At 69.0% G+C, this 11418-nt stretch carries 6 protein-coding genes; 3 read left to right on the top strand and 3 right to left on the bottom strand.

What is annotated here, in order from left to right:
* The coding region (locus GBZ26_RS20635) for an Rne/Rng family ribonuclease (protein ID WP_174440452.1) at positions 1 to 2691 on the bottom strand (2691 nt) is incomplete at its 3' end.
* 573 nt (positions 2692 to 3264) lie between these two features.
* Here GBZ26_RS20635 and GBZ26_RS20630 point away from each other — a divergent pair.
* A complete protein-coding gene (locus GBZ26_RS20630) occupies positions 3265 to 4572 on the top strand; it encodes an N-acetylmuramoyl-L-alanine amidase (protein ID WP_246653642.1) in 1308 nt (435 codons plus the stop codon).
* Positions 4573 to 4823: 251 nt separating this feature from the next.
* A complete protein-coding gene (locus GBZ26_RS20625; RefSeq protein WP_174440451.1) occupies positions 4824 to 7331 on the top strand; it encodes a penicillin-binding protein 1A in 2508 nt (835 codons plus the stop codon).
* 86 nt (positions 7332 to 7417) lie between these two features.
* Here the strand turns inward: GBZ26_RS20625 and GBZ26_RS20620 are convergent, their stop codons facing one another.
* Both GBZ26_RS20620 and GBZ26_RS20615 read right to left on the bottom strand, forming a co-directional pair.
* Positions 7418 to 8374 (bottom strand): SGNH/GDSL hydrolase family protein, encoded by a 957-nt coding sequence (locus tag GBZ26_RS20620; protein ID WP_174440450.1) that lies wholly within the window; start codon positions 8372 to 8374, stop codon positions 7418 to 7420.
* Between the two features lie 13 nt (positions 8375 to 8387).
* A complete protein-coding gene (locus tag GBZ26_RS20615) occupies positions 8388 to 9827 on the bottom strand; it encodes an MBOAT family O-acyltransferase (protein ID WP_174440449.1) in 1440 nt (479 codons plus the stop codon).
* Between the two features lie 348 nt (positions 9828 to 10175).
* Here GBZ26_RS20615 and prfB point away from each other — a divergent pair.
* Positions 10176 to 11298 (top strand): peptide chain release factor 2 gene (prfB, locus tag GBZ26_RS20610; protein WP_104675338.1). Its coding sequence is split into 2 segments (ribosomal slippage): positions 10176 to 10244 and positions 10246 to 11298, totalling 1122 coding nucleotides; the frame shifts between segments, so codons are not numbered across the junction.
* Positions 11299 to 11418: the final 120 nt, after the last annotated feature.

Genomic DNA, 11418 nt, shown 5'->3' with positions numbered 1-11418 from the left:
GGCGGGAACCGCTTCCGGTTCAGCCGTCACCGTTCCGGCGGCCTCGGCGGCGGTCGCCTTGGCGCGGCCGCGGCGCGGCTTGCGGGCCGGAGCCTCCTCGGCCACCGGGGCGGCCTCCTCGACGGCCGGACCCTCCGCGGCGGTGTCCGCCGCAGTTTCCGAAGCGGCCTCGGCGGCCACCGCGCTGGTCAGGACCCAGTCGAACTCGACCGGTTCCATGTCCGCCGGCAGTTCCGGCGGGTTGACGGCGCGGCCGGCCTCGACGGCGGTCGGGAAGGACTCGGCTTCCGCCTCGCCCTCGGTGCCGTCGGCGGGCAGACCCTCGCCGGCCTCCAGGCCCTCGCGCTGGCGGGACCGCCGGCGGCCACCCCGCTTGCCGCGGCGGCGCTTCTTGCGCTCGCCATTGCCGTCCCCGTTCGTCTCGAAGGCGTCGGCACCGTCCTCCGCCTCGGACGCGGCCAGGTCGTCCTCGTCCTCATCGTCCTCGATGTGGGCGGGGCCGACATCGACGTCGTTGATGACGAACTCCGGCGCCTCGATCTGGGCGCGCTCGATCGCTTCCTCGTCGACCGCCGTCTCGTCGGCGTCGGCGGCTTCCGCTTCGACCTCGTCGCCCTCGGTCGTCTCGTCGGACGCTTCGGCGGACTCGCCGAACGGCATGCGGCCATCCTCGCGGTCACGCCCGCGGCCACGGCGGCGGCGGCGGCGGCGGCGGCGGTCGCCCTCGCTCTCCCCGGCGGCGTCGGCGCGTTCCGTGACCTCGGCCCCGGCGGCCTCGGCGGCCTCGACGACGGGCGCCTCCTCCTCGGCCTCCTCGGCCTCGGCGGCCAGGATGCGGTCGGTTTCGGCCAGGACACGTTCGGCGCTGACCAGCGGCACGTCGTCTTCCGGCGTGCGGGCCTTCACGCGCTCAAGCCGCAGGTCCGGCGCGATCAGCGTGTCGTCGGCCTGGACCATGACGCGGAACCGGTAGCGGTCCTCGATCTTGGTCAGCTCGCCGCGCTTCTGGTTGAGGATGTAGAGCGCGATGCGGGTCGGCACGAAGACCGTGATCTCCGACGACCGCTTGCGGATGCCCTCCTCCTCGATGGCGCGCAGCACGTGCAGCGAGGCGGATTCCACCGAGCGGATGACGCCGGTGCCGGAGCAGTGCGGGCAGCGCTCGAAGTTGGTTTCCAGCAGCGACGGGCGCAGGCGCTGGCGCGACAGCTCCAGCAGGCCGAAGGCGGAGATGCGGCCGAGCTGGATGCGCGCCCGGTCGTTCTTCATCGCCTCCTTCAGGCGGCGCTCCACCGCGGCGTTGTTGCGGGGCTCCTCCATGTCGATGAAATCGATCACGATGAGGCCCGCGAGGTCGCGCAGGCGGAGCTGGCGCGCCACCTCGTCGGCGGCTTCGAGGTTGGTCTTGTAGGCCGTTTCCTCGATGTTGCGCTCGCGCGTGGACCGGCCCGAGTTGACGTCGATGGAAACCAGCGCTTCCGTCGGGTTGATGACGATGTAGCCGCCGGAGCGGAGCTGCACCACCGGGCTGTGGATCGCGTCGATCTGCGTTTCCACCTGATAGCGGTGGAACAGCGGGATCGTCTCGTCCTGGTACTGCATCACGCGCTTGGTGTGGCTCGGCATCATCATGCGCATGAAGTCGCGCGCGGTGTTGAAGCCGGCGCTGCCTTCCACCCAGATCTCGTCGATGTCGTCGGTGTAGAGATCGCGGATCGAGCGCTTGATCAGGTTCGCCTCTTCATAGATGAGGCAGGGCGCGGAGGACTTCAGCGTCTGGACGCGGATGTCGTCCCACAGGCGCAGCAGATATTCGAGATCGCGCTTGATCTCCGGCTTGGAGCGCTCCAGGCCCGCGGTGCGCAGGATGACCGCCATGCCCTCCGGAACGTCCAGGTCGGACAGGATGTCCTTCAGGCGCTTGCGGTCGGCGGGGTTGGTGATCTTGCGGGAGATCCCGCCGCCGCGGCCCGTGTTGGGCATCAGCACGCAGTAGCGGCCCGGCAGCGACAGGTAGGTGGTCAGCGCCGCGCCCTTGTTGCCGCGTTCCTCCTTGGTCACCTGGACCAGCATGACCTGCCGGCGCTTGATGACTTCCTGAATCTTGTAGCTGCGCAGCGGACGGGCGCGGCGGCGGTGCGCCTCCTCGACCTCGTCCCCGCCGATGACGTCCGGGCTCTCGGCCTGGGCGGCGCCTTCCGGAGCCTCGTCGGAGTCCGCGACCTCGTCCGAACCGCCGTCGGTGGCGAAGGCGGGGACGTCGCCCTCGAACCCGTCACCCTCGGCCTCGGCGTAGGAGCCGGGCATCGGGGAAATCTCCTCCTCCACCTGCTCCGGGCGGATCGGCTCGGCCATCACCGCGCCGTCGGCGGCGGCCTCGGCGCGGGCCTCGGCCTGCTCCTCCAGCCGGCGCTCCTCGGCCAGCAGGGCCTCACGGTCGGCGATCGGGATGCGGTAATAGTCGGGATGGATTTCCGAGAAGGCGAGGAAGCCGTGGCGGTTTCCGCCATATTCCACGAAGGCCGCCTGCAGCGACGGCTCGACCCGGGTCACCTTGGCAAGGTAGATGTTGCCCTTGAGTTGCTTCCGGGTGGCGATTTCGAAGTCGAGGTCTTCGAGTCTGTTCCCATTGACCACGGCAACCCGGGTTTCCTCCGGGTGCGTGGCGTCCACCAGCATGCGCTTGGCCATACAAGATCCCCATGACGCCCCAGGCCGCCCGCGCGACGGACAAGCCGCCAGGGCGCGTCATCGTTGTGAGCGAAGCCTGCGGAACCGGCCCCTAACCCGTCGAACGGCGCTGACGAAGCAGCCAGGACGGGTCGGGCTTCGGCCTCCGGGTTACGGCCTTGCGGCCGGCACCAGCTTCGAGGTTTCGTCCCAATCCACCGGCAACCCAGAAGCGTCACGCCCCGGACCGCGGCCGATGATGTAAATTCCGGCCGTGGGGGTCCGCGGGCGACGCCCACAGCCACCCCAAAGAGAATCCTCTCGGAAGAGTGGGCTGGTGGGTCGCGGTATGTCGCAGAGCTACCATAGACAAGCACGAAACCATGCACAACGTGGAATTCGGCGAAAGTTGCGGTCCGTCGCATCCGGTTCGGCGGCATGCCCCCGGGGCGGGACCGGCGGGTGCGGTGTTGCAGGAACGGCACCCTCGCCGACAATTCCGCCACGCGCCCGGACAGCGCGGTTGAGCGCCTTGATTTCGCTGCGCTATAGCTGAGCGCTGGCTGTGCCGGTTTGTGGTTTTTGGTGGAACGGATGCCCCGACTGCTCGCGATTCTCGCTGCGCTGGGCGCCCTTCTGGGGGCGGCCGCCCTGCCGTGCGCTCCGGCGCAGGCCCAGACCACCGCGGCGCTGCCCTTCCCGCCGCCGGTGCAGGAGCGGGTGTCCGTCCTGAACGCGCGGCTCGGCCTGCATCCCGACAAGACGCGGCTGGTGCTGGAGCTGTCCGACTCGGTTCCCTTCACCGTGTCGGTGCACGGCTCGCCCTACCGCGTCGTCGTCGATCTGCCGGACGTGAGCTGGCCGGGCGGCAACACGGTGATGGCGGGCAAGGGCGTGGTCGCCCGCTACCGCTTCGAAGGGCGCGACGGCGGCGCCTCCCGCCTGGTGGTCGAAACCGACGGCCCGGCGCGGGTGGTCGAGTCCTACCTCATCCCGCCGCGCGACGGCTTCAAGCCGCGCTTCGTCCTCGACATCGCCCGCACCACCCCGGCGCAGTTCGCCGCGTCGGCCCCCGTCGCCGCGACCACCGGCACCGCGTCGGTGAGCCGCGAGGCGGCGCGCCCGCCGGCGAAGCGGGACCCCATCGTCCCGGTCGCCGCGGCCCTGCCGCCGCCGGTCCCGCCGCGGGCGGCGCCGGTGCCGGAAAAGCCGATGATCGTCGTCGATCCCGGCCATGGCGGCGTCGACCCCGGCGCGGTCGGCGTCGGCGGGGTCTATGAGAAGGACATCACGCTGGCGATGGCGCGCGAGCTGAAGCGCCAGCTCGAAGGCAGCGGCCGCTACCGGGTGCGGCTGACCCGCGACAAGGATGTGTTCATCCGCCTGCGCGACCGCGTCGCCATCGCGCGGGAGGTCAACGCCGACCTGTTCCTGTCGCTGCACGCCGACAGCATCGGCTCCGCCGCCGTGCGCGGCCTGTCCATCTACACGCTGTCCGATCGGGCCTCCGACCGCGAGGCGGAGATGCTGGCCGCCAAGGAGAACCGGGCCGACGCGCTGGCCGGCATGGACCTGTCCTCCGAGAACGATCTGGTGGCCTCGATCCTCATCGACCTCGCCCAGCGCGACACGATGAACCACTCCAAGCGCTTCGCCAACATGGCGCTGGAGCATCTCGGCCGCGAGGTCAAGCTGATCCCCAACAAGCCGCACCGTCAGGCCGGCTTCGCCGTGCTGACCGCGCCGGACATGCCGTCCGCGCTGGTCGAGATGGGCTATCTGTCGAGCCCCCAGGACGTCAGCCTGCTGAGCAAGTCGGCCCACCGCGAGAAGCTGGGCCGCGGCATGGTCCGCACCATCGACGCCTATTTCAAGTGGCTGACCGGGGTGCAGAAGAGCTGAGGCTCGAAGCGTTGGGCGGGATTGCTCGGCACCAGCCATGCGGGCGGAGGCGGGTGGGCATACGCACCGCCGGGTCACCACTTTCTTGCATGCGCCTTGTGGCCGTCACATTTTCCTGACATGGCTGCGAGGGAGTCGGACTGCCGCCCCTCGCGGTGTAGGATGCCGCCCATCGGACGGTTCCGCGTCTTCCCGGTCTCAGTTCCGGACGAAGGCGGCGGGGCCGCCGCCATGCCTGTCTGGGAGCCGTCATGCGCTTTATTCTGTCCGCCCTGATGGCCGTCGTGATCCTCGCCCTGGCCGGGGCGGGGGGGCTGGTCTACATGCTGGACCATTACGATCACGAGCTGCCGGACTACACCAAGCTTGCCAACTACGAACCGCCGGTGACCACCCGCGTTCATGCGGGCGACGGACGCCTGCTGGCGGAGTTCGCGTCGGAAAAGCGCGTGTTCGTCCCCATCGACGCCATGCCGAAGCGCGTGACCAACGCCTTCCTGTCCGCCGAGGACAAAAATTTCTACGACCACAAGGGCATCGACCCCGTCGGCATCGCCCGCGCCATCCTGACCAACGTGGAGAATCTCGGCCGCGACCGCCGGCCGATGGGCGCCTCGACGATCACGCAGCAGGTCGCCAAGAACATGCTGCTGACCAACGAGGTGTCCTTCTCGCGCAAGATCAAGGAGGCGATCCTGGCGGTCCGCATCGAGCGGGCCTTCAGCAAGGACCGCATCCTCGAGCTGTACCTGAACGAGATATTCCTGGGCTACCGCTCCTACGGCGTGGCGGCGGCGGCGCTGAACTACTTCAACAAGGCGCTGGACGAGCTGGACATCGAGGAGGCGGCCTATCTGGCGGCCCTGCCCAAGGCGCCCAGCAACTACCACCCGGAACGCCAGCGCGACGCCGCCATCGCGCGGCGCAACTGGGTGATCGGGCGCATGGCCGAGGACGGGCACATCACCCCGGAAGAGGCCAAGATCGCCCAGTCCAAGCCCCTGGTCGTGCGCAAGCGCGACGAGCAGGAGTATGTGACGTCGGAGTATTTCGCCGAGGAGGTCCGGCGCGAGCTGGTGAAGCTCTACGGCGAGCAGGCGCTCTACGAGGGCGGCCTGTCGGTCCGCGCCTCCATGGACCCGGTGCTCCAGCAGGCCGCGACCAAGGCGCTGCGCACCGGGCTGGTCCAGTACGACCGCCGCCACGGCTACCGCGGGCCGGTCGGCAAGATGGAGAATTTCGACAACTGGGCGAAGAAGCTCGCCTCCATGGCGCCTCCTCCCGGCTCGGAGGGCTGGCATCTGGCGGTGGTGCTGAAGGACGACGAGGCGGCGGCGCTCGACATCGGCCTGCCGGACGGCTCGCGCGGCCGGGTGCCGCTGGCCGAACTGCGGTGGGCGCGGGCGCAGCGCGACGACAACCGGCTCGGCCCGGACATCCGCCGTCCGTCCGACGTCGCCAAGCTGGGCGACCTGATCCTGGTCGAGGCCGCCGGCAAGGACGAGAAGGGCAAGGAGCCGCCGGCGGGCACCTACGCGCTGCGGCAGGTCCCGGCGGTGCAGGGCGGTCTGGTCGCGCTCGACCCGCACACCGGCCGCGTGCTCGCGATGGTCGGCGGCTTCTCCCCGCACATGAGCTCCTTCAACCGCGCCACCCAGGCGATGCGCCAGCCGGGCTCCTCCTTCAAGCCCTTCGTCTATCTGACGGCGCTGAACCAGGGCTTCACCCCGTCCTCGCTGGTGATGGACGCCCCGTTCGAGTACGACCCCGGCCACGGCCAGCCGATCTGGCGGCCGGAGAACTACAGCCACGAGTTCTACGGTCCGACGCCCCTGCGCGCCGGCATCGAGAAGTCGCGGAACGTCATGACCGTCCGTCTGGCCCAGGCCGTCGGCATGGACAAGGTGAAGGCGCTGGCCGAGAATTTCGGCATCACCGACAACCTCCAGCCCTACCTGCCGATGTCGCTCGGCGCGGGTGAGACGACGGTGCTGCGCCTCGCCACCGCCTACGCCATGCTGGCCAACGGCGGCAAGCGGGTGAGCCCGACCTTCATCGACCGGGTGCAGGACCGCAACGGCAAGACCGTCTTCCGCCACGACACGCGCCCCTGCGCCTCGTGCAATCAGGTGGCCTGGAACGACGGGCTGGCCGTTCCCGCCGTCGCCGACACGCGGGAGCCGGTGAACGACCCGCGCACCGTCTACCAGATGGTCTCCATGCTGGAGGGCGTCGTCCAGCGCGGCACGGCGACGAAGCTGCTGTCGCTGGGCAAGCCGCTGGCCGGCAAGACCGGCACGACCAACGACAGCCACGACGCGTGGTTCATGGGCTTCTCGCCCAACCTCGTGGTCGGCACCTACATCGGCTTCGACCAGCCGCGCTCGCTGGGCGCCAAGGAAACCGGCGGCTCGGCGGCGGTGCCGGTGTTCAAGGACGTGATGGAGGTGGCGCTGAAGGACCAGCCGGCCACGCCGTTCCGCGTGCCGCGCGGCCTGCGCCTCGTCCGCGTCAACCCGGAAAACGGGCGCCTCGCCCAGCCCGGCGAGCGCAAGGCGATCTGGGAGGCCTTCATCCCCGGCACCGAGCCGAACCCCGACCAGCCGCAGATGGTGCTGGACGGCTCGGCCCACGCCGCGGACGGCGGCTGGACCGGCGGGGTGCCCGGCGGCGATCCGGCGGCCCAGCAGCCGGGTGGCTGGGGCGCTCCGGCGGCTCCGCCCTCGGCGGCGACGGTGGGGACCGGCGGCCTCTACTGACCGGGCCGGTTCGACAGAACGAGTTCGACAAGAAAAAAGCCCCGCTTCCCGGTCCGGGAGGCGGGGCTTTTCCTTTGTGCGAAGCCTCAGGGCCGGGCGGCGGTGTGGGTGTCCGGGCGGCGCTGGGCGATGGCGTCGGCCGGGGCCGTGTCGGTGGGGCAGTCGGCCAGCGGGCGCAGCCGGTCCTCCATCCGCGCCAGCATCAGGCGCACTCCCTCCTGGTTGATGTGCAGGGCGTCCACGAAATGGGCCTCGTCCTCGACCTCGCGGCGGGTGTCGATGACCGGCACGTCGGGCGGCAGGCGGGCCTTCAGATCCTCGAAGAAGGCGTCGAAGTTGGTCACCTTCTCGATGTAGCCGGGGAAGAAGGGCGTGATGACCACAGCGACCCGCGTGCCCTTCTCCCGCGCCGTGCCGATGATGCGGTCCAGCGCGTCCCAGTTGGGCTGGAACCCCTCCATCCGCTCCGTCGGCGCCTTTTCGAGCTGGGCCTTGAGGAAAGGCGACATGGCGCCGCTCAGCGTCCGGTCGCCGGTCGGGTGCAGCCCGTCGAAGGCCAGCCGGATCGTCTGGTTGTTGTTGAAGATCAGCGTGTTGAACAGCTTGTTGGAGGCCCACATGGTGGCGTCGACCTGCCGGATGAAGCCGTCCACCCGCTCCGAATAGTAGGCCAGCAGCGGCAGGTCGGCGAGCGCCTTGGGATCGTCGACCACGCTCGTCGGCTCGACCAGCAGCAGGCGGGGGGCGCCGTGCCGGTCGAGATAATCCTCCCACAGCAGGTCGCCGACCGTGGTCGGGGCGCCGCCCATGCCCAGGTTCAGCACCCGGCCGCAGGTCAGCGCCTGCACCTCCTCCACCGGAAAGTGGTTGTCGGCGCGGGAGTTGCCCAGGATCACCACGTCGGCGGGCGGTCCGTTGCGGTAGACGGTCATGAAGCGGTCCGACGACTGGAGGAGCGTGTCGCCCATCCAGGACGCCACCGCGCGGTCCATGGCGACCACCATGCCCAGGATCAGTCCGACGGCAGCCAAAAGGCGGATCATGGTTCGGGCTCCCTCAGAACTGGAAATAGATGAAGGATCGGTTGGCGAAATTGCCGAAGAGCAGCAGCATCAGGATCAGCGTGGCGCAGCCGGCGGAGCGGACCACGACGTTGACCCCGGCGTAGCGGCGCCCGGCCCCGAACTCGATCATCGCGTCGATCATTAGCACGACGAGGCCGAACAGGGCGACGCGGACCAGATAGCTCATCTGCTGCATGCCGCGCGGCAGGCTGAAATCGCCCTCGGCGATGATGCCCAGGATGGTCCGCACCGTGTGCATGTCGTCGGCGCGGAAGGGCAGCCAGGTCAGCGTGATCAGAAGGAAGACCAGCGCGATGGTCAGCAGCTTGCCGGCCATCAGCGGCGCGCCGCTCAGCCGCAGCGGGCTGCGCCTGGCAAGCCAGCGCACGCCGTCCTCCGCCGCCATCAGGGTGGCGTGCAGGGCGCCCCACAGGACGAAGGTCCAGGCGGCGCCGTGCCACAGGCCGGACACCAGCATCACGATGGTCAGGTTGCGGATGCGCAGCCAATGGGTGCGTCCGCCGCCCATCGGGATGTAGACGTAGTCGCGGAACCATGTGGACAGCGAGATGTGCCAGCGCCGCCAGAAGTCCTTCATGCCCGTAGCGAAGTAGGGGCGGGCGAAGTTCTGGCAGAGCGTGTAGCCGAAGATCTGCGCCAGGCCGATGGCGATCAGCGAGTAGCCGGCGAAATCGCCGTAGATCTGCAGCGAGAAGCAGATCAGGCCGATGACGTGGTTCAGCGCGTTGAAGAACTCCGGCTGGGCGAAGCGCGCGTCAACCACGGCGGCGGCGTTGTCGGCCAGACCCAGCTTGAGGAAATAGCCCCAGATGATCTTCTCCAGCCCGGCGAAGCGGAGGGCGAAGCTGACGTCGTGGCGCGGGCCGTTCTGAATCTGGGGCAGCAGGTCGCGCGCCCGGACGATCGGCCCGGCGACGAGCTGCGGGAAGAAGGCGACGAAGGTCGCGTAGCGCAGCAGCGACCGCTCCGGCTTGTCCAGATGGCCGAGATAGAGGTCCAGCGTGTAGCTGAGATTCTGGAAGGTGTAGAAGGAAATGCCGACCGGCAGGATGATGGACAGCGTGCGGTGCCCGACGTCGAGGCCGAGCGAGGCCAGCGCCACCTGCGCGCTGTCGATGAAGAAGTTGAAGTATTTGAAAAAGAACAGGATCGCCAGATTGGTGGCGAGGCTGAGCTGCATGAAGATGCGGGCGGTGGCCCGGTTCGGCGCGTCGGCGATGCGCAGGCCGCAATAGAAGTCGAGAAGCGTCGTGCCGGCGAGCAGCAGACAGAATCGGTAATCCCAGAAGCCGTAGAAGATGTAGCTGGACACCAGCAGCAGCGGCGTGAACAGCCGCGTCCTGGCGAGCATCATGAAGCCCGCCGTGAAGGCCGTGATGAACAGCAGGAACCCCAGGCTGGTGAAGTTCATCGGGGGGCCGCTCTTGTTGTTGAGAAAAGGAGCTTGTTGCTGGAAAACGGAGGCGCCGACAGCCCGCGCCCGCCGGACGACGGGCACGAACGTTGGTGACGCTATCACGGGGGGCTGCCACTTATTCGCGCCGCGAAAGTGGTTTTGCGGTGCAAAAACGGTTTCATCCGAGTGGGTTGGTGGGATGCCCTGGCGACGGGGCGGCGCTCCGGCGGGTTACCGTTCCGGTCTGGTCCAGCGTCGCGGAAGCCGGAGAGGCTGTGGAATAAGAGGGTGCAACGCCGCTCCCAACCCGCTACATAAGGGCCAAGACACTGGTTCAACCCTGGCTGACGAGGAGGCACTGCGATGCGGGCCGAGATCGAAGCGGCCGCCGGCGAGATTAGAGAATCGCTGGCGCTGCTGAGGAGGCATCTTTGACTGGGATAACGCGCTGCGTCGTCTCGACGAACTGAACGCCCACGCCGAAGACCCCAAGCTGTGGGACGACCCGTCCCGCGCGCAGACCATCATGCGCGAGCGCACCCAGCTCGAAACCTCGGTGAACGGTTACCGCGCGCTTGAGCGCGACCTGTCCGACAGCCTGGAGCTGATCGAGATGGGCGAGGCCGAGGGCGACGCGACCGTGGTCGCCGATGCCGAGGCCCAGCTCTACGCGCTGCGCGACCGCGCGGCGAAGCTCCAGATCGAGAGCCTGCTCTCGGGCGAGGCGGACGCCAACGACTGCTTCATCGAAGTGAACGCCGGCGCCGGCGGCACGGAGGCCCAGGATTGGGCGCTGATGCTGATGCGCATGTATCTCCGCTGGGCGGAACAGCACGGCTACAAGACGCAGTGGCTTGAGGAAAGCCCTGGCGAAGAGGCCGGCATCAAGTCCGCCACCGCGCAGATCAGCGGCCACAACGCCTATGGTTGGCTGAAGACCGAGGCCGGGGTGCACCGTCTGGTGCGCATCAGCCCGTTCGACAGCCAGGCGCGCCGCCAGACCAGCTTCGCCGCCGTCTCGGTGTCTCCGGTGATCGACGACAAGATCAACATCGAGATCAACGAGAAGGACTGCCGCATCGACACCTTCCGGGCGTCGGGCGCCGGCGGCCAGCACGTCAACAAGACGGACTCGGCGATCCGCATCACCCACCTGCCCACGGGCATCGTGGTGGCCTGCCAGCAGGAGCGCTCGCAGCACAAGAACCGCGCCAAGGCGTGGGACATGCTGCGCGCCCGCCTGTACGAGCGGGAACTGAAGATCCGCGAGGACGCCGCCGCCGCGCTCGAGGCGACCAAGAGCGACATCGGCTGGGGCCACCAGATCCGCTCCTACGTCCTGCACCCCTACCAGATGGTGAAGGACCTGCGGACCGAGGTGGAGACCTCGCAGAGCCAGGCGGTGCTGGACGGCGACCTGGACATGTTCCTGGAAGCCGCGCTGGCCGCCCGCCTGAAGGGGCAGAGCGACGACGCGGCTGCGTGAGGTTGCGGTTGCCCCCTCCCTAACCCTCCCCCGCTTCGCAGGGGAGGGGACTTGATCCTTCCCTCCCCTGCGAAGCGGGGGAGGGCCGGGGTGGGGGCAAGGCAGCCCCCCATTTTTATC

Source organism: Azospirillum formosense (genome assembly GCF_013340925.1).
In the GTDB taxonomy this organism is placed as follows: Bacteria; Pseudomonadota; Alphaproteobacteria; order Azospirillales; family Azospirillaceae; genus Azospirillum; species Azospirillum formosense.
The sequence above is the reverse complement of the archived record's forward strand: the minus strand, read 5'-3'. Positions and strand labels throughout refer to the sequence as shown.

What these genes read in the sequence shown, in the direction of transcription:
- GBZ26_RS20630 (WP_246653642.1), top strand. Translation starts at nt 3,265, where the DNA reads ATGCCCCGACTGCTCGCGATTCTCGCTGCGCTGGGCGCCCTTCTGGGG.
- GBZ26_RS20625 (WP_174440451.1), top strand. Translation starts at nt 4,824, where the DNA reads ATGCGCTTTATTCTGTCCGCCCTGATGGCCGTCGTGATCCTCGCCCTG.
- GBZ26_RS20620 (WP_174440450.1), bottom strand. Translation starts at nt 8,374, where the DNA reads ATGATCCGCCTTTTGGCTGCCGTCGGACTGATCCTGGGCATGGTGGTC.
- GBZ26_RS20615 (WP_174440449.1), bottom strand. Translation starts at nt 9,827, where the DNA reads ATGAACTTCACCAGCCTGGGGTTCCTGCTGTTCATCACGGCCTTCACG.